The 18,737-nt window shown below is 70.6% G+C and carries 16 protein-coding genes; 10 read left to right on the forward strand and 6 right to left on the reverse strand.

What is annotated here, in order from left to right; genetic code table 11:
- Positions 1-55 precede the first annotated feature (55 nt).
- The 5 genes from ACFV3I_RS07910 to ACFV3I_RS07930 all read left to right on the forward strand — a co-directional run bounded on the left by ACFV3I_RS07910 (position 56) and on the right by ACFV3I_RS07930 (position 7,348).
- Entirely contained in the window at positions 56-1,129 is a 1,074-nt protein-coding gene (locus ACFV3I_RS07910; RefSeq protein WP_206251498.1) for a glycosyltransferase, read from the forward strand.
- Between the two features lie 101 nt (positions 1,130-1,230).
- Positions 1,231-3,672: a VCBS repeat-containing protein gene (locus ACFV3I_RS07915; RefSeq protein WP_136029931.1), complete on the forward strand. Its 2,442-nt coding sequence runs from the start codon at positions 1,231-1,233 to the stop codon at positions 3,670-3,672.
- Positions 3,673-3,747: 75 nt separating this feature from the next.
- Complete coding sequence (locus tag ACFV3I_RS07920) at positions 3,748-4,662, forward strand: ABC transporter permease (RefSeq protein WP_378822671.1); 915 nt, start codon at positions 3,748-3,750, stop codon at positions 4,660-4,662.
- Positions 4,659-5,396: an ABC transporter ATP-binding protein gene (locus tag ACFV3I_RS07925; protein ID WP_136029927.1), complete on the forward strand. Its 738-nt coding sequence runs from the start codon at positions 4,659-4,661 to the stop codon at positions 5,394-5,396. Before ACFV3I_RS07920 ends, ACFV3I_RS07925 begins: the two co-directional genes overlap by 4 nt.
- Positions 5,393-7,348, forward strand: a complete 1,956-nt coding sequence (locus tag ACFV3I_RS07930; protein ID WP_378822672.1) for a DUF6541 family protein — start codon at positions 5,393-5,395, stop codon at positions 7,346-7,348. The genes ACFV3I_RS07925 and ACFV3I_RS07930 overlap by 4 nt, the downstream gene beginning before the upstream one ends.
- On the opposite strand, the gene ACFV3I_RS07935 is transcribed toward ACFV3I_RS07930, so the two are convergent.
- Both ACFV3I_RS07935 and ACFV3I_RS07940 read right to left on the reverse strand, forming a co-directional pair.
- Complete coding sequence (locus ACFV3I_RS07935) at positions 7,345-7,725, reverse strand: DUF2304 domain-containing protein (protein WP_378822673.1); 381 nt, start codon at positions 7,723-7,725, stop codon at positions 7,345-7,347. The genes ACFV3I_RS07930 and ACFV3I_RS07935 overlap by 4 nt on opposite strands.
- A gap of 5 nt (positions 7,726-7,730) precedes the next feature.
- Positions 7,731-8,417 carry a glycosyltransferase family 2 protein gene (locus ACFV3I_RS07940; RefSeq protein WP_378822674.1) on the reverse strand — a complete coding sequence of 229 codons (687 nt, stop codon included), beginning with the start codon at positions 8,415-8,417 and terminating at the stop codon, positions 7,731-7,733.
- Between the two features lie 80 nt (positions 8,418-8,497).
- Between ACFV3I_RS07940 and ACFV3I_RS07945 the strand changes: the two genes are divergently transcribed.
- From ACFV3I_RS07945 to ACFV3I_RS07960, 4 genes are read left to right on the forward strand one after another with little or no spacing between them, the layout of a single operon-like run.
- Positions 8,498-9,109, forward strand: coding sequence for an acyltransferase (locus tag ACFV3I_RS07945; protein WP_136029919.1), 612 nt, complete (start codon positions 8,498-8,500; stop codon positions 9,107-9,109).
- Positions 9,106-10,203, forward strand: a complete 1,098-nt coding sequence (locus ACFV3I_RS07950) for a DegT/DnrJ/EryC1/StrS aminotransferase family protein (RefSeq protein WP_136029917.1) — start codon at positions 9,106-9,108, stop codon at positions 10,201-10,203. The genes ACFV3I_RS07945 and ACFV3I_RS07950 overlap by 4 nt, the downstream gene beginning before the upstream one ends.
- Positions 10,203-11,192, forward strand: a complete 990-nt coding sequence (locus ACFV3I_RS07955) for a Gfo/Idh/MocA family protein (RefSeq protein WP_136029915.1) — start codon at positions 10,203-10,205, stop codon at positions 11,190-11,192. The genes ACFV3I_RS07950 and ACFV3I_RS07955 overlap by 1 nt, the downstream gene beginning before the upstream one ends.
- 10 nt (positions 11,193-11,202) lie before the next feature.
- A complete protein-coding gene (locus tag ACFV3I_RS07960) occupies positions 11,203-13,005 on the forward strand; it encodes an ABC transporter ATP-binding protein (protein WP_136029914.1) in 1,803 nt (600 codons plus the stop codon).
- 22 nt (positions 13,006-13,027) lie between these two features.
- On the opposite strand, the gene ACFV3I_RS07965 is transcribed toward ACFV3I_RS07960, so the two are convergent.
- The 3 genes from ACFV3I_RS07965 to ACFV3I_RS07975 are packed head-to-tail and all read right to left on the reverse strand — an operon-like array spanning position 13,028 to position 16,276.
- Positions 13,028-14,113: a glycosyltransferase gene (locus tag ACFV3I_RS07965; RefSeq protein WP_136029913.1), complete on the reverse strand. Its 1,086-nt coding sequence runs from the start codon at positions 14,111-14,113 to the stop codon at positions 13,028-13,030.
- Positions 14,110-15,195 carry a glycosyltransferase gene (locus ACFV3I_RS07970; RefSeq protein WP_136029911.1) on the reverse strand — a complete coding sequence of 362 codons (1,086 nt, stop codon included), beginning with the start codon at positions 15,193-15,195 and terminating at the stop codon, positions 14,110-14,112. Before ACFV3I_RS07970 ends, ACFV3I_RS07965 begins: the two co-directional genes overlap by 4 nt.
- A gap of 25 nt (positions 15,196-15,220) precedes the next feature.
- Entirely contained in the window at positions 15,221-16,276 is a 1,056-nt protein-coding gene (locus ACFV3I_RS07975) for a glycosyltransferase family 2 protein (RefSeq protein WP_378822675.1), read from the reverse strand.
- A gap of 100 nt (positions 16,277-16,376) precedes the next feature.
- Here ACFV3I_RS07975 and ACFV3I_RS07980 point away from each other — a divergent pair, with 100 nt between their 5' ends.
- Entirely contained in the window at positions 16,377-17,525 is a 1,149-nt protein-coding gene (locus ACFV3I_RS07980) for an acyltransferase family protein (protein ID WP_378822676.1), read from the forward strand.
- Here the strand turns inward: ACFV3I_RS07980 and ACFV3I_RS07985 are convergent.
- Positions 17,517-18,737, reverse strand: a complete 1,221-nt coding sequence (locus ACFV3I_RS07985) for a hypothetical protein (RefSeq protein ID WP_378822677.1) — start codon at positions 18,735-18,737, stop codon at positions 17,517-17,519. The genes ACFV3I_RS07980 and ACFV3I_RS07985 overlap by 9 nt on opposite strands.

An 18,737-nucleotide genomic window follows, 5' to 3' on the forward strand; every position in this document is an offset into this window, starting at 1 on the left:
ACCGGCGGGCGGTGCGCTCCACGGCTCCGCAGCATGCCGCGGTTAGCCTGAACCCATGGGTGCTCGGCTGCGTGTGGTTCTGGATCAACTGGTGCACGTCGTGGACCAGGACCAGGCCACGGCGGCACGTGAGCTGACGGCGGGGCTCGTCGCGACGGCCCCGTCCGGCTGCGCGGTCGACGCGATCGTACCGGCGGGCGCGCAGGTGGACGTCACCGGGGTCGACGAGGTGCGCACGCTCGGTCTCGGTCGCCGGGAACTGGCGGCCTCGTGGCAGCTGGGCATCGCTCCGGGTGTGGGCGGCGGGATGATCCATGCGCCCACGCTGATGGCGCCGCTCGTGCGCCACGACAGGGTGCACGACCACGATCAGACCACCGTGACGGTGTGGGACCTGTGCGCCTGGGACGACCCGGGCGCCCTGTCGAAGTCGGCCGTGGCCTGGCAGCGCGGCATGCTCCGCCGTGCCGCGCGGCACGCGGACGCCGTGGTCGTGCCGACCCACGCCGTGGGGGAGCGTCTGGCCGAGATCGCCCGACTCGGCGACCGGATCCGCGTCATCGCCGGCGCACCGCCGCACGATTTCGCCGTGCCTGCCGACGCCGAGTCCCGGCGGGGCGCGCTGTCCCTGCCGTCGGAGTACATCGTCCTGACCGGATCGGCGGACACCCTCGCGGCGGGGTTCCGTGGAGCCGTCGCCGCCGGCGTCGATGCCGTGGTGCTCGACGCCCCGGAGGGCTCGGAGCCGCGGCTGGCCGAGGTCGCCTCCGCCGCAGGCCTGCCCGAACGGCGCGCGCACGTGCGCGGTGCGCTGTCGGCAGCGGACCGCGCTGCCGTGCTCTCGGGGGCGTCCGCCTACGCGGCGACGAGGACGGTCGCGGGGTGGCCGTGGCGCGCCGTCGAGGCGCTCACCGTCGGGGTGCCCGTCGTGGCGAGCGATACCGGATGCCACCGTGACGTGATCGCGGACGGCGGGATGTTCGCCGCGCCGGACGACCTGCCCGACGCGCTCGCCGATGCGGCGGGCAACGGTTCTGCGCGCTTGCGGGTGCTCGCATCGGACCGCTCGCGCGCGTTCTCCTGGGCGGGCGCGGCGGAGAGGGTGTGGAGCCTGCACGCCGACCTGTGAACGGCTGAGAAGACGCTGCACAATCGGGCGACACGCCGAATTCCCCTGGTGGAAACGTCGCAACAGTGGCATCATCTCGCAACTTCCGTCACACTGGTCACATGTCTCGACGTGCCCCACGCTCGCGAAACACCCTGAGGACCTCCCGACTCCTCACCTGTTTCCTCGCCGTCTCCGCCCTCCTCGTCGGCACCGTCGTGCCGGCCACCGCCGCGACGGCCGCCGCTTCCGCCTCCGCGCCCGTCGCCCGCGCGGTCGGCGCCCCCGCGGCGTCGGGGATCGCGAAGAGCACGCTCGCCGGCTTCACGCCCGGCAACATCATCAGCGACGCCGTCTTCACCAACAAGGACACGATGACGGAGGCGCAGATCCAGGCCTTCTTCAACGCGCGCGTCTCGCGGTGCCTCGGCGGCACCGACGAGGACGGTCGTCCCATCGTGTGCATCAAGGACTTCAAGATGACCACGGTCACTCGGGCCGCCGACCAGTACTGCGACGGATACACCGGCGCCGCGAACGAGAGTGCCGCGCGCATCATCTACCGTGCAGCGCAGTCGTGCGGGATCAACCCGCAGGTGCTCATCGTGATGCTCCAGAAGGAGCAGAGCCTGGTCAACCACACGTGGCCCAGCGCCTGGCGCTACGACATCGCGCTCGGACAGGGCTGCCCGGACGACGCGCCCTGCGACCCGCAGTACGTCGGCTTCTTCCACCAGATCTACGGCGCCGCCCGCCAGATGCAGATCTACATGGAGGGCAAGTGGTTCCAGTACTACGCGCCCGGCCGCACCTGGAACATCCTCTTCAACCCGAACCGCGCGTGCGGCTCCTCGCCGGTGTACATCGCCAACAAGGCGACCTCGGCCCTCTACTACTACACGCCGTATCAGCCGAACGCCGCGGCGCTGCGCGCCGGATACGGCGACGGCGACACCTGCTCGGCCTACGGCAACCGCAACTTCTACAACTACTTCACCGACTGGTTCGGCTCCACCCAGGCGCCCCAGGTGCCCTCGCTCGCCTCGGTCAGCTCCTCGTCGTACATGGTCGGCGTCGACAGTGCCGGCGTGCTGTGGGGATACCCGTTCGCGAAGAACGTGTGGGGCAACCGCAAGCAGCTCGCGAGCGGCCTGACCGGGGTCAGCGCGGCCATGGTGGTCGGCGATCTCGACGGCAGCGGCACGCGCGACCTCATCATCCGCCAGGGCAACGGCGTCTCGGTGATGCGCGGCAGCGGCGCCAGCTTCTCGGCACCGCAGTCGCTGAACCTGGACTGGAGCGGCGTGGTGCTCTCCACCGCCGCGGGCGACCTCGACGGCGACGGCATCCCCGACGTGCTCACCACCGCCAAGAACGGCGACCTCATGCTGTGGCGCGGCAACGACAAGGGCGGCCTCCTGCCTGCGATCCGCGTCGGCTGGGGGTGGGCCGGCATGAACATGCTCGTCGGCAACATCGACCTCAACGGCGACGGCAACCCCGACCTCATCGGCAGGGACGCCGCCGGTCGACTGTTCGCCTACTACGGAGACGGCGGCGGCGGCTGGACCGGCTCCCGTCAGCTCGGGCAGGGCTGGGGCGGCATGACCGCGATCTTCGTGCCGGGCGACTTCACGGGCGACGGCGTCAACGACGTGGCGGCGCGCACCGCGAACGGCGACCTCTACATGTACCCCGGCGACGGACGGGGAGCGATCACGTCGAGCGGCAAGATCGGCAACGGCTGGCAGATCCTGTCGGCGCTGACCGGTTCGGGCGACCTCGTCACCAAGCCGCGGGCCATGCCATCGGGCGTGGGCGACGTCGACCGTGACGGCGGACCCGACGTGCTCGGGCTCACGGCACAGGGGAACCTCAACCTCTACCGCGGAAACGGCGCCGGTGCCTGGCGCGGCTCCCAGCAGATCGGCTCGGGGTGGACGGCGGGCGACCGACTGATCCCCATGGGCGACTTCAACGGCGACGGGTACCGCGACCTCGGTCGGGTGACCCCCGACGGACGGCTCTGGCTGATCCCCGGTGTCGCGGGCGGCTACGGGCAGCCCGTCGTGATCGGCAACGGCTGGCAGAACCACACGCTCCTCGTGGGCGGCATCGACTTCGACGGCGACCGCAACACCGACATGATCGCGCGCAACTCCGCCGGCCACCTCGTGTACTACCGCGGTGACGGCAGGGGCGGCTGGGCGAGCCAGGCCATCCAGATCGGCTACGGCTGGGGCGGCTTCGACATGGCCGTCAACGGCGGCGACTTCGACGGCGACGGTCGGGCGGACCTCATCATGCGCACGACCGACGCGCGCCTGTGGGTGTACCCGACCAACGGCACGGGCGGCTGGGGCACCCCGCGTCAGATCGGTGTCGGGTGGGGCGGCTTCAACGCCCTGTTCAGCCCCGGCGACTTCGACGGCGACGGCACCTCCGACCTCCTCGGGCGGCACACGAACGGCAACCTCTACCTGTTCCGCGGTGACGGCCGTGGCGGCTGGGGCGCGAGCGGCGTGATCGGGAACGGCTGGAACACGCTCACCGCCCTCGGCTGAGCGCGTGCCGTGAAGGCGTCCGGACGGGTGCCATAGGATACTGGAGTGCGCCGCGGCGACCGCCGCCGCAGCTGAATGAGTGGGGCCGTGACAGATACCCGAGATCTTTTCGCCGTCGTCCCGCGTTCCTCCTTCGACACCCCCGGCACGAGTCGCGGTCTGATCGATGTGGTGCGCTGGCGGTATCTGCTGTACCTGCTCGTGCGGACCGGCGTCACCACCCGCTACCGCAACTCGGTACTCGGCTGGACCTGGTCGTACGTGCGACCCGGGGCGCAGTTCCTGGTGTTCTGGGTGGTCCTCGGACTGTTCCTCAGCCTGAACAGGAACATCGAGAGCTACCCCGTCTACCTGTTCTCGGGCATCGTCGTCATCAACCTCTTCTCCGAGGCGTTCAAGAACGCGACGACGTCGATCGTGAACAACGCCCCGCTCGTGCGGAAGGTGTTCCTGCCGCGGCAGCTCTTCGCCGTCTCCGCCGTGCTGGTGGCGTTCATCCACTTCCTCCCGCAGCTGGCCCTGCTGCTGATCGTGTGCCTCTTCCTCGGCTGGATCCCCGGGATCACCGTGCTCTCGGTGCTCGCCGCGCTGGCGGGCATCGTCATCGTCACGCTGTTCGCGCTGGGGCTCGGCCTGTTCTTCGGCGCGATCAACGTGCGGTTCCGTGACGCGGAGAACATCGTCGAACTGCTGCTCCTGCTCGCGACCTGGGCCTCGCCCGTGCTCTACGCGTGGACGATGGTGCAGGAGGCCGTCCGCACGCTCGGCTGGCCGGACTGGATCCTCGAGCTCTACATGCTCAACCCGATCACGCAGGGCGTCGAGCTGTTCCACTACGCCTTCTGGCGTCCGGTCACCGATACGAGCATGCCGCTGCCGCCCGGCCTCGGCTGGAACACGCTGTGGACGTTCCTGATCGCCCTGGGCACGCTGCTGATCGGGCAGCTCGTCTTCCGCCGACTCGAGGGAAGGTTCGCGCAGGACCTATGAGTACCGCCATCGCCCCCCGCCCGAGCATCGTCGTCGACGGTGTGCGGAAGAACTTCACGCTGAACCACGCGCTGTCGCTCAAGGACACCGTGGTCGCCTGGATCCGACGTCGCAAGACCTCCAGCACCTTCGAGGCGCTCAAGGGGCTCGACCTCGTCATCAACGAGGGGGAGTCGGTCGCGATCCTCGGGCTCAACGGCTCGGGCAAGTCCACTCTCCTCAAGCTCATCTCGGGGGTCATGGAACCCGACGCGGGCGAGGTGCTCACGCGCGGCAGGGTCGCGGGTCTCATCGAGGTCGGTGCCGGCTTCCACCCCGAGCTGTCCGGGCGCGAGAACGTGTTCCTCAACGCGGCGATCCTGGGCATGCAGCGCAAGGAGATCGAGGAGCGCTACGACGAGATCGTCGCGTTCAGCGAGATCGAGCAGTTCATCGACCAGGAGGTCAAGCACTACTCCTCCGGCATGTTCATGCGGCTCGCGTTCTCCGTGGCGATCCACGTCGAGCTGGACGTGCTGCTCGTCGACGAGATCCTGTCGGTCGGCGACGCGCCCTTCCGGGAGAAGTGCCGGCAGAAGTTCGGCGAGCTGATCGCGCAGAAGAAGACCCTCGTCGTCGTGAGCCACGACATGGAGATGGTGCGTGAGCTCTGCACCCGAGGCGTGGTGATCAACAAGGGCGAGGTCGTGTACGACGGCGAGATCGAGGGCGCGATCGCGTTGGTCGACGAATGATCGGCGACTGGGTCGCGCAGTCGGGGCTGATCGCCCTGACGCTCCTCGTCTTCTTCGTCCCCGGTCTTCTGCTGGGCGCCGCTCTCCGTCTGCGCGGGTTGACGCTCTGGGCGTCGGCGCCGAGCCTCTCGGTCGGCACGCTCGCGGTGCTGGCCATCGTCTTCCCGTTCCTCGGGGTGCACTGGGGTCTCGCTTCTGTCGGCATCGCGGTCGCGGTCGTCGTGGCGGTGGTGTTCGCGGTGTCGCTGCTGCTTCGTCGCGGTCGCAGCGTGGCCGACGTGCCACGACGGCAGCCGCGGCACCTCGCGCTCCTGGCCGTCGGCCTCATCGTCGGCGGCGGCCTCAACGCGGCGCGCTTGATGGCGTACGTCGGCACGCCGACCGCGATCTCCCAGACGAACGACGCCGTCTTCCACCTGAACGCGCTGCGCTGGGCCGCCGAGTCCGGCACGGTCTCGTCGCTCGACCTCTCCGGCCTGCTGGGCGGATCCACCTTCTATCCCGCGGCCTGGCACGCCATGACCTCGCTGGTGGCTCTGGACATCGGCTCGATCCCGGTCGCGGCCAACATCGTCGCGCTGGTGATCGCCGCGGTGGTGTGGCCGCTGAGCGTGTCGCTGCTCGCCCACGTCGTCAGCCGCGGGGATGCACTGGTCACGGCGCTGGCGGCCGGGTTGTCGGCGGGCCTGATGGCGTTCCCGCAGCTCATGTTCGAGTGGGGTGTCCTGTACCCCTACGCCCTCTCGCTCGCCGTCGTCCCCGCCGCGGTCGCCCTCACGATCGTCGCGGTGCGGTCGTGGCGGGGCGCACGGCGCGGTGAACGCCTTCTGGCCGCTGCGGGTCCGGGCGTCGCCGCGCTCCTGGCGGTGACGGCGGCCACGCTGTCGCAGCCGTCGTCCGTGCTCACGTGGGGTGCGCTGGTGATGCTGTGGTTCTCCGGGAGCCTGCTGCTCGGCATCCGCCGCCCCGGCGCGCGCCCTGTGCTGCGGTGGAGCGTGATCGTGATCGGCTGGGCCGCGGTGGGCGTCGTGTGGCTCGTCCTGGCCTACCTCGCCGGACCGGTGCTGTGGCGGTCGTACCGCGGCGTGTTCGGCGCGATCGCCGACGTGCTGGTGAACAGCCACTCGCTGCTGCCCGCGGCGTGGGGGATGAGCGTGCTGCTGCTGGCCGGATTGATCGCCGCCGTGCGCGACCGGCGACTGCGGTGGCTGGCGGTGGGATGGGCCGGGTTCTCGCTGCTCTACATCGTGAGCGTCGGCACCGACCTCCCCTTCATCAAGAGGGCCCTCACCGGTCCCTGGTACGGCGACTCCTTCCGGCTCGCGGCGATGGTGCCGATCGTCGTCGTCCCCCTCGCCGCCTTCGGCCTCGCCATGATCGTGCGGATGGTGTCCGCCGCGGTCCCGAGGCTCACGGGAGCGCGTCGCGACGCGGTCGCGCTGGTCTCGCTGGCGGTCGTCGCCGTGGTCGGGATCGTCAACGTCGCGCTCTCCCCGGTGGTGCTACTGCGCGTCGCGGACGAGACGGACGAGCAGTCCCGCTACGCGATGAACGCCGACAGCTACCTCTCCGACGACGAGTACCGCCTGCTCACCGAGCTTCCCGACCTCGTGTCGCGGGATTCGCTGATCATCGCGAACCCCTCCACGGGAGCCGGCTTCGCCTACGTGCTCGGGGAGCGCGACATCGTCCCCCGCACGTGGGCGCCGCCGCAGTCCGCCGCGTGGGACGTGATCGCCGCGCACCTGCGTGACGCCGCGGAGGACCCGGCGGTGTGCGAGGCCCTCGCCGCCTACGGCGACCCGGACTACGTGCTCGACTTCGGCATCGGCGGCACCGGTCCCGGCGAGTACCTCATGCCCGGCATGACCGACTTCGAGGACCGGCCGGGCTTCGAGGAGGTCGCCTCGGAGGGTGACGCGAGCCTCTGGCGGATCACCGCCTGCGGCTAATCCTCGGGCTGGCCGTCGCCCGGGGCGGCACGACGCGCGCCGTCCTGCGGGTCCTGCGACGCCTGCAGCAGCGCGAGCTTGCGCGCGAGCAGGGTGAGGCTGCGCTGCTGCGCGGCGTTCTTCCTCGACTGCGTGTAGACGAAGACCATGAAGATGACCACCAGTGCGTACAGCAGCAGGTCGGTACCGCGCCCGACGCCCACGAGGTTCGCGACCCAGGTGAGCCACTGGGGGAACAGGATTGACACGATCGCCACGAGCACGAAGCCGCCGTACAGGAGACGGCGGATCGCCAGGTGGCTGTCCGCACCGGTCCGGCGCATGAACACGGCGCCGATGGCGATGACGGCCGCGATGAGAAGGATCTGGATCCACATGGCGTTCACCGCACGATCAGGTCGACGAGGATGTTGACGGAGTTGAGCACCGATTGGCCCTTCGATTTGGAGTAGTCGGTGTAGAGGAGCTCGACCGGGTGCTCGATCCACGGCAGCCCCGTGTCGCCGAGCTGCAGCACGATCTCGGTGGCGTGCGCCATCCGGTCCTGCTTGAGCTGCAGGCGCGCGGCGGCGTCGGCGCGGATGACGCGAAGGCCGTTGTGCGCGTCGGTGAGCTTGACGCTCGTGGTCATGTTGGTCACCCACACCGCGGTCTTCAGGATCACGCGCTTCATCCAGCCCGGGTTCGTCCGGTCGTCGAGGAAGCGCGAGCCGAACACGATCGCCGCGCCGCTGGCACGCGCCGCGGCGACCATCGCCACCGCGTCCTCGATGCGGTGCTGGCCGTCGGCATCGAAGGTCACGATGTACTCGCAGCCCGGCTGGGACAGGGCGTACTCGATGCCCGTCTGCAGGGCCGCACCCTGACCGAGGTTGATCGGGTGCTCGACGATGTGGGCTCCGGCGCGTCGAGCCACCTCCAGGGAGCCGTCGGTGGAGCCGTCGTCGATGCACACGATGTTCGGGAAGTGGGGGAGGACCCCCGCGATGACGCCGGCGATGACGCTTGCTTCGTTGTACAGCGGTACGACAACCCAGGTATGCGGGTCGGGAGTGGCTGGGTTGGTCACACCCCTATCCTCTCAGGAAACACCTGTGCGAGCAGATAGGATGACCGAGTCCCCTTCCCGAGCCGCGAGGAGAATCCCGCATGCCCTCACCGACCGACGTCCGGATCGTCGATTCGGCCGATGTGTCCCCCGAGGCGAAGATCGGAGCAGGGAGCTCGATCTGGCATCTGGCTCAGGTGAGGGAAGACGCGCAGCTCGGCGAGAACTGCATCGTCGGCCGCGGCGCCTACATCGGCACCGGTGTCGTCATGGGCGACAACTGCAAGGTGCAGAACTACGCGCTCGTGTACGAGCCCGCTCGACTCGGCGACGGCGTGTTCATCGGACCGGCCGTCGTGCTCACGAACGATACGTACCCGCGGGCGATCAACGCCGACGGCACGCAGAAGAGCGCGCACGACTGGGAGCCCGTCGGCGTCACGATCGAGCGTGGCGCCTCGATCGGTGCCAGGGCGACCTGCGTCGCGCCCGTGACCATCGGCGCCTGGGCGACGGTGGCGGCCGGGGCCGTCGTGGTGAAGGACGTCCCCTCCTATGCGCTCGTGGCCGGGGTGCCGGCGCGCCGCATCGGCTGGGTGGGCGAAGCGGGCGTTCCCCTCACGCGCGCCGACGACGACAAGACCTGGGTGTGCCCCGCGACCGGCGGACGGTACACCGAGACAGACGGAACACTGACCAAGGAGACCGTGTGAGCGAGTTCATTCCCCCCGCCAAGCCGATCATCGGCGACGAAGAGCGCGAGGCCGTCGACCGGGTGCTGCGCAGCGGCATGGTCGCGCAGGGCCCCGAGGTCGCCGCGTTCGAGCAGGAGTTCTCGGCGCACTTCGTGCCGGGGCGGCCCTCCGTGGCCGTGAACTCCGGCACCGCCGGTCTGCACCTGGGTCTGCTCGCCGCGGGCGTCGGTCCCGGCGACGAGGTCATCGTGCCGTCGTTCACGTTCGCGGCGACGGGCAACTCCGTGGCCCTCACCGGCGGCACCCCGGTGTTCGTCGACATCGAGCCGGAGACCTTCACGCTCGACCCCGAAGCCGTCGCGGCCGCGATCACGCCCAAGACCAAGGGCATCCTCCCGGTGCACCTGTACGGTCACCCCGCCCGCATGCGCGAGCTGGAGGCCCTGGCCGCCGAGCGCGGCGTGGCCCTGTACGAGGACGCGGCGCAGGCGCACGGCGCCTCGCTCGACGGTCGCCCGGTCGGCTCGTTCGGCGACTTCGCGATGTTCAGCCTCTACCCGACCAAGAACATGACCAGTGGCGAAGGCGGCATGGTCACCACGGCCACGGACGAGATCGCCCGTCAGGTCAAGCTCCTGCGCAACCAGGGCATGGAGCGGCAGTACGAGAACGAGATCATCGGCTTCAACGCCCGCATGACCGACATCCACGCCGCGATCGGCCGGGTGCAGCTGCACAAGGTCGACGCCTGGACGAAGACCCGTCAGCAGAACGCGGCCTTCCTGGACGCGAACCTGCGCGGCGTGGTCGTGCCCCCGGTCGCCGACGGTGCCGTGCACGTGTACCACCAGTACACGGTCCGGGTGCCGGAGGACCGCGACGGCTTCGTGGCGGCGCTCAAGAACGAGCACAACGTCGGCGCCGGCGTGTACTACCCGATTCCCAACCACCGGCTGCCCTCGCTCACGCGCTTCGCCCCGGGCCTCGACCTGCCCGAGACCGAGCGTGCCGCCCGCGAGGTCGCCTCGCTGCCGGTGCACCCGTCGCTCAGCCAGGACGACCTCGAGCGCATCGTCACCGCGGTGAACGCCGTCGCGGGGGCAGGCGCCTGATGGCGGCGAATCTGCGCGCCGGACTGCTCGGCGTCGGGATGATGGGCCGCAACCACGCCCGCGTGCTGCGTGACGTGGAGGGCATCGACCTTGTCGCGATCGCCGACCCGGGCGGTGACCCGCACAAGGTCGCGGGCGAGCTCGAGATCCTCCCCGACATCGAGGCGCTCATCGCCGCCGGCATCGACATCGCCGTGGTCGCCGTGCCGACCGCGTTCCACGAGGACGCGGCGCTCAAGCTGGCCGACGCCGGGGTGCACACCCTCGTCGAGAAGCCGATCGCGCACTCGCTCGAGGCGGGGCGCCGGATGACGGACGCCTTCGCCGCCCGGGGCCTGGTCGGAGCCGTCGGCCACGTCGAGCGCTTCAACCCCGCGCTGCAGGAGATGCGACGCCGCCTGGAGGCGGGGGAGCTCGGTGACGTGTACCAGATCGCGACCCGCCGCCAGAGCACGTTCCCCGCCCGCATCGCCGACGTGGGCGTGGCGAAGGACCTCGCGTCCCACGACATCGACCTCACGAGCTGGGTCGCGCAGAGCGAGTACACCACGGTGTTCGCGCAGACCGCGCACAAGAGCGGACGCGACTACGAGGACATGATCACGGTCACCGGCCGGCTGGCCAACGGCGTGATCGTCAACCACCTCGTCAACTGGCTCTCGCCCATGAAGGAGCGCATCACGGTCGTCACCGGCGACCGCGGCACCTTCATCGCCGACACCGCGACCGGCGACCTGACGTTCTACGCCAACGGCACCATCCCGCTCGAGTGGGAGTCGATGCTCGCGTTCCGCGGCGTGTCCGAGGGCGACATCACCCGGTTCTCCTTCGCCAAGCGCGAGCCGCTGCGGGTCGAGCACGAAGCCTTCCGCGACGCCGTCCTCGGCAAGCCGAACGACGTCGTCACGATGGAGCAGGGCCTGCGCACGCTCGAGGTCGTCGAGGGCGCTCTCTCCTCCGCCGCCAACGGCGCATCCGTCGCCCTCTGAACGCGAGAACATGAAACGCATCTGGCCGGTCCTCAAGGATCTCCTCCCGCTGCTGCCGACCGGCGCGCAGCGGTACTTCGTCGGGTACATGATCGCCACGACGCTCATCACCGCACTCGACGTGGTGGCGATGTCGCTGCTGGCCGTGATCATCGGCCCGGCACTGACCGGCGGGGCGCTGCGGCTCCCGCTGATCGGCGAGGTCTCACCCGACATGACGCCGCTTCTGGTGCTCGGCGCCTGCGCGCTCATCATCCTGAAGTCGGTGCTCTCGGTCACGCTGCACTGGTTCGCGACGCGCCGGTTCGCGCGCTACGAGCTCGAGATCGGCGACCGGATGTTCAAGGCGTACATCAACTCCAGCTGGGAGGAGCGCTCGAAGCGCACGGTCGCCGAGATCACGCGCATCGCGGACGGCGGCATCGCGAACACGATGTCGGGCTTCCTGCTGCCGCTCATGCGCGTCCCGAGCTCGATCTTCACGTTCGTGCTGATCATCGTCGTGCTGCTGGTGGTCGACCCGATCACCGCGCTCATCGCCATGGTGTACCTGATCCTCGTGGCGCTCATCGTGCACCAGGTAGTGACGAAGCGCTCGCTGGAGGCCGCCACCGTCAACCGCAACTACAGCTACCGCGTCGCGATCCTGATGACCGAGATGATGGAAGCGCTGAAGGAGCTCAGCCTCCGCAACCGGCTCGCCGACGTCGCACAGCTGGTGACGGACAGCCGCCACCACTCGGTCCGCGCCAGGGCGAACGCGTCGTTCCTCGGTGTCGTCCCGTCGTTCGCGTTCGAGTCCGCCCTCATCGGCGGCGTCGTGATCATCGGCGGCGTCTCGTACTGGCAGGGCGGTCTGGCGGCCGCGTTGTCGTCCGTCGCACTGTTCACCGCGACCGGCTTCCGCCTGATCCCGGCGATCAGCGGCATCCAGGGCGGCATCGTGCAGGGTGTCGCGAGCATCCCCTCGGCACAGGACGTCATCGGTGACCTCACCGCCGCGGAGAAGGACATGGAGGTGTCGCAGACGCCCGCCGACACCGCGGAGCTGGCGGAGAACCCTCGGCTGCTCAGCCTGTCGGACGTGCACTTCCGGTACCCGGGAGCCGACGAGGACGTCATCCGCGGGCTCTCGCTCGACATCCCCCTCGGCAGCTCGCTGGGCATCGTCGGGCCGTCCGGAGCCGGCAAGTCGACGCTGATCGACCTGCTCCTCGGCCTCAGCCAGGCCACGACCGGCGACATCGAGATCGACGGGCACCCGCTCTCGAGCGTGCTCCGTCAGTGGCGCGGGCGCGTCGGCTACGTGCCGCAGCGGGTGGCGCTGTTCGACGCCTCGATCGCGCAGAACGTCGCCCTGACCTGGACGGATGAGATCGACCGGGACCGCGTGGAGTACGCCCTGGAACGCGCGCAGCTCAGCTCGCTCGTCGCGTCGCGGGCGAACGGCATCGACGAGCGCATCGGCGAGCGGGGCGTGTCCCTGTCCGGCGGTCAGCAGCAGCGTCTGGGCATCGCCCGCGCGCTGTACACCGATCCGCTGGTGCTGGTGCTCGACGAGGCCACGAGCTCTCTCGACACGAAGACCGAGGACGAGGTCACCAAGGCGATCCGGTCGCTGCAGGGCGAGGTCACGCTGATCTCGGTGGCGCACCGCCTGTCGACCATCAAGGACTACGACCGGATCTGCTACATGGACGAGGGCGTGATCGCCGCGCAGGGCACCTTCGTGGAGGTCGCCTCCTCGCTGCCCGCGTTCGCCGAGCAGGTGCTGCTGGCCGGACTCTCCGGAGAGCTCGAGCGCCGGGCGTGACTCCGCCGCCCGACCGGGTCGGTCAGACGATCCGGTCGGTGCGGTTCGCGGCGTAGAACAGCCGCGCCATCGCCTGCGGGTGCAGGGAGAACAGCGGGTTGGGCGTGAGCAGCGCCCCCAGTGACCGCTGGTTCCAGCGGTCGTTCGCGAGGATGCGGATCCGCTCCACGTCGGGCGCCGCCGAGAAGGTCTCGTCGATGATGCGATGGTCGACCCGCGACAGCAGCCGCAGGGCCCCGGGGGCCAGGGCCACGAGTCGGTCCAGGGTCTCCCGCAGCTCGGCCTGGTGCGTGACCAGCTCCGGCGTCGTCGTCGCACGGACGCCGATCGCGCTGAGGAACTGGATGCGCAGCAGCTTGACGACCGCTGCGGTGCGGGCGCGGCGGCCGAGGGCGCGGAACCAGGGCGCGGCTTCGAGGCCGTCGAGGAAGGCGAAGTCCTCGCGCACCGGGCGTGCCGTGAACGTGACGCGGTCGCCCTCGTCCTCGTGCCCGACGTACGCGGGACCGTCGATGTCGACGGCGAGGTCGCGCCCGCGGAACCACAGCTCTCCGGTCAGGGCGATGTCCTCTCCGGACGACAGGCCCTCGGTGAAGCGCAGATGGCCGAACCGTTCGCGGTCGATGAGGCCGAGCGGCGCGCTGCGGTAGGAGAGGCGGTCCTTCGCGGCGTCGAGCCGCCGCGATCGACGTCCGTTCCGCACGGGAGGAAGCGGGTTGTTGTGGCGCCCGACGAGCGTGATCTTCGGGATCACCGCGCTCGCCCCGGTCTCGCGCTGGATGCGCAGCCAGGAGTCCAGCGCGCCGGGCGCGAACTCGTCGTCGGAGCCGAGCAGCGCGATGAACGGGGCGGTGGACGACGCGAAGCCGAGGTTCATCGGTCCGGCCGGCGAGCGGATGCCGTCCTGCAGCTCGAGCAGGACCACGCGCTCGTCCCCCGCGTACTCGCCGAGGTTGCCGCGGATCACGGCGGGGTCGATGTTGTGCGCGACCACCAGCACGCGCACCGGAGCGGCGGTGGCGTCGAGCACCGAGGCCACCGCACGACGGATCGGTCGGGTGGCGGAGTGGACGGCGATCGTGACGTCGACCAGGGGCGACGCGGTCACAGCTGCCCCACCCGCTGCGATCGGGCGCCCGCGGCGAGCGTGCGGAAGGGGGCGTGCCGGTGCAGCGCCAGGAATGGGTTCCGGGGGAGCTGAGCGGCGGGGGAGAGATAGATCCACCGACGACCGAGCAGCGCGCGAGTGCGCTCGGGATCGGGCGCCCCGCGGCGCAGCTCGTCCATGACCCGGCGGTCGGCGATCGACAGCACCGACAGCACTCCGGGGGCCCAGGCGCTGACGCGGTCGACCACGGCGAGGAGCTCGGCGGCGACCGCGGCGATGCCCGGGGTCTCCAGGCGCGCGGCCACGGCGTCGAAGAAGTGGATGCGGAGCAGCTTGACGGCCAGGGCGCGGCGGTCGGCGGTTGAGGCGGCCGCGAACCAGTCCGCCTCCTCGATCACGCGGAGGAACGCGAAGTCGGCCGCCACGTCGCGCGGAGCGGAGGTGACGCGGTCGTCCGCGTCGTCGTGGCCCACGTACGGGGGACCGTAGAGGTCGTAGGCGATGCTCGTCGCCGTGATCCACAGCTCGGAGGTGTACGGCAGGTCCTCGCCGGACGTGAGGCCCTCGGTGAAGCGCAGGTCGCCGAAGCGCTCGCGGTCGATGAGGCCGAGGGGCGCGCTGCGGTAGTGCAGGCGGTCGCGGTCGGCGCTCAGGCCGGTCGTGCGGCGTCCGCGGCGCACGGGCGGGTACGGGTCGGGGCCTCCGGTCACCAGGCGGATGCGACCGATCACGACGTCGGCATCCGTCGCGCGCTGCAGCGCCAGCCACGAGTCGATCGCGCCAGGGGCGAACTCGTCGTCGGAGCCGAGCAGGGTGTGGAAGCGTGCCGTCGCCGCCGCCATCCCGAGGTTCATCGGGCCGGCGGGCGACGGGATGCCGTCGCGGAGGGAGAGCAGCCGGACGGCCGGGTGTTCCGACCAGGTGCCGAGGTTCGTGCGGATGATCTCCTGGTCGATGTTGTGTGCCACCACGTTCACGCGCACCGGAGCGGTCGTGCCTTCGATGACCGAGGCGACGGCGCGCGCGATGGGCCGGGTGGCGGAGTGGACGGCGATCGTGACGTCGACAAGTGGGGATTCCATACCGGATCGATGCTACCGCGGAGGCCTACGCCATCATGTCGCGCAGGGTCCGGTACGGGGCGTGCCGGTGCAGGGCGAGGAACGGGTTCGCCGTGAGCCGCGCATCGAGCCCGCCGCCCCAGCGGGCCGAGAGGAGGGCGCGGATCCGGTCGGCCGACGGCGCGCTCGTTTCGAGCTCGCGGAGCACCTTCCGGTCCGCGCGGCACAGCAGCGCGGTTGCGCCGGGGGACATCCGCTCGATCGCCGCGGCGGTGTCGAGCAGTTCGGCGCGGTAGGCGGCGATCCCGCCCGGGGCGTCCAGCCGGGAGGCGACGGCATCCATGAGGTGCACGCGGAGGTTCTTCACGCCGAACCCCCGGCGCGCCGAGCGCGAGGCAGCCCGGTACCAGGGCTTGGCGGCGACGATGTCGAGGAACGCGAAGTCGGCCGACAGGGGTCGGACGGTGCGGGTCACACGGTCGACCGCATCGTCGTGGCCGACGTACGCCGGGCCCGTACGGTCGTAGGCGATGTGCGCGCCGGTGAACCACAGTTCCGCGGTGAACTCCAGGTCCTCGCCCGACTCGAGGCCCGGGGTGAAGCGCAGGTCGGGGAAGCGCATCCGGTCGATGAGGCCGAGCGGCATGCAGCGGTAGCTGAGGCGGTCCTTATCGACGTCGAGCTCCCGCACCCGTCCGCGACGTCGCGGCGGTGTCGGCTCGGCCGCCTCGTCCACGCGCACGCGCGGGATGACGGTGGTCGCGCCGGTCGAGCGGGCGACCGCGAGCCAGGAGTCGAGTGCCCCCGGCTCCAGCTCGTCGTCCGAGCCCATGACCGAGAAGTACGGGGCCTCGGCCAGCGCGATGCCGTGGTTCATCGGCCCGGCGGGGGAGGGGATGCCGTCCTGCAGGGACACGACGCGCACCTCGGGCCGCGTGCCCAGTTCGCCGAGGTTGGCGGAGATCGCCTCGGGATCGGTGTTGTGCGCGACCACGGTGACCCGCACGGCGGCGGTCGTGTCGAGCACGGAGGAGACCGCGCGGCGGATGGGACGAGCGGGCGTGTGCACGGGGATGACCACGTCCACGTCGGGCGACGGCATGTCGTCGATCCTATCGCGGGTGCTGCGGACGGACGGGGCGCGGGGAGCGGCACTGTATCCTTTCGTAAGCCCTTTCCGCCGTTCAGGGAGCCTCATCCGCGTGCCCTCCTCGCCCGTCCTCGCCCAGCCCACCCAGCGGCTGGACTCGCTCACCGGTCTGCGCTGGTGGGCCGCGTTCGCGGTCTTCCTGTACCACATGAACAACTTCGCCCCGCTGCCGGGCGCGACACAGGCGATCCTGCTGAACGGCTATCTGGGCGTGACGTTCTTCTTCGTGCTGTCCGGGTTCGTGCTCACCTGGTCGGCGCGGCCGAACGTGCCGACGTCGACGTTCTACTGGCGACGGTTCGCGCGCATATGGCCCTCGCACATCGTGGCGCTCCTGATCGCGATCCCGGTGTTCTACACGATCGCGCCCGTCCCGGAAGGCAGTTTCCTCAAGCCGTTCGACCTCGGCATCCTTCTGCTGTCGGTCATCGTGATCCAGGCCTGGTGGTCCAACCCCGCGATCCTCTTCTCGGGAAACCCCGCGGCCTGGACCCTCACGTGCGAGGCGTTCTTCTACGCGCTGCACCCGTGGATCTCGCGCGTGCTGGTGCCGATGGCGAAGCGCGGGGCGCTGCTGCTGGCGGCGGGTGTCGTGGTCTACGCGTTCGCGTACCGGGTGACCGTACTCTTCGTTCCCGGGCTCGGACTCGACGTCGTTCCGGTGCCCGTGCAGAGGCTCCCGGAGTTCGTGCTGGGCATGGCACTCGCCTGGGCTCTCCGCTCCGGATGGCGACCGCGCATCCATCCGCTCATCGGTGTCGCCGTGCCGCTGGTGCTGATCCTGGTGCACTTCTTCTCGGAGCGGCTGTTCCCGACCGCGCGCCTGACCTGGATGATCGACGCGACGATGAACGAGCTGTTCACGGTCGCGTGCGGCATCGCGATCGTCTCGCTGGCCGTGCACGTGCTGCGCGGCGGACGCCTGTGGTTCGCCTCGCCGTGGCAGGTGCGGCTGGGCGAGTGGTCGTTCGCCTTCTACCTCATCCACGCGACGTTCATCTACCTGGCACTGCGCATCTTCGGCTTCCAGCCCGCATCGTGGAGCAACCTGCTCTGGTTCGCCGCCCTGTTCGTGGTCGACCTGGTGGCCGCCTGGGCGCTGCACACGTTCGTCGAGCGCACGCTGGAGAAGCGCATGCGCCGCTGGAAGGACGACCGGGACGCGCGCCGCCGCACGCGAGAGGCGGTCGCGTCAGCCTGAGGTGCGGATCCAGCCGTCGAGCAGGACCGCGGCGCTCCGGCGCCCGGAGTGCACGGCCTCGACGAACACCGGCCCCGCGGCGGCCGCGGCGGCCGCTGCCTCACGGTCGGAGATCAGCCCGGCGACCACCTCACCGAGGGTGTCCGGCGTGGCCTCGACGATCGGCAGCGGCAGTCCCACCTCCGCCTCGATGGCGCGGCGTACGTCGGGCAGCACGTGTCCGACCACCACGCGACCCGTCGCCATGGCCTCGCAGGCCGCGACTCCGTAGGAGCCGGCGCGGAACTGGTCGAGCACGATGTCGGCGTCGCTCAGCACCTCGGGCATCCGGTCGGCGGCGACGCCGGTCACGAGCTCGTACTCGATGTCGCCGCTCGCGATGAGGGAGGCGAGGGCGGGCTCGATCAGGTGACTGCCCTTCTGCACCACGGAGGTGGAGGAGTGGATCACCCGCACCCGGTCGCGGTCCATGGCGGGGCGCCGCGCCCGGAACCGCGCGGTGTCGACGACCACGGGACACCACGTCGCCCACGGAACATCGTGCAGCAGGTCGGGTGTGGACACGAACGTCGGGCGACGCAGCTCCGTCAGCAGTGCGAGGTTGGCGTCCGCATCGGCCTGCAGCACGGCGGTGCGCGGATCGTCGGGGTACGGCGACCACGGGGTGCGCAGCGCATGGTCGCGGGGGCTGCGGATGTCGGTGCCGTGGCACAGGTACGCGACGGACACCCCCGCCTCCTCCAGCGCCGCAACCTCCGCGCGGACCTGCCGGTCGAACAGGCGGCCGAACAGCGGGCGCTCCGCCTCGATCAGCACGTGCGAGAACCGGCTGACGGCCTCCCACTCGGACTGCTGCCATTCGGTGGACGAGGTGGAGGAGATCGGGACCGGGACGTCCGCGGGGAAGGAGAGCCCGCCGGGCAGGACCTCCTCCATGTTGCGCGCGGCGATCTCCGGGTCCGCCTGCTCCAGGGCGCGCGCCCAGCGATACCCCTGGCCCGAGTAGTTCGTCGGGCCGATGAAGACCCGCACCCCGGCATCCGGCACGTCGGCCACCGGGGCGTCGCCGCCGCCGAGCGCGCGATGCGCCAGCCGACCGATCAGGCCGTCCGGGTCGCGCGCCGCCGAGTCGAGGGCGCGGTTGACCCAGCGGGGCAGTCGGGAGCGGTGCCGGATGATCCAGCCGGCGATCGCGTTCAGCCGCGCGCGCAT

Origin of the sequence: Microbacterium sp. NPDC059771, assembly GCF_042732495.1 — a bacterium.
Lineage (GTDB): Bacteria > Actinomycetota > Actinomycetes > Actinomycetales > Microbacteriaceae > Microbacterium > Microbacterium sufflavum.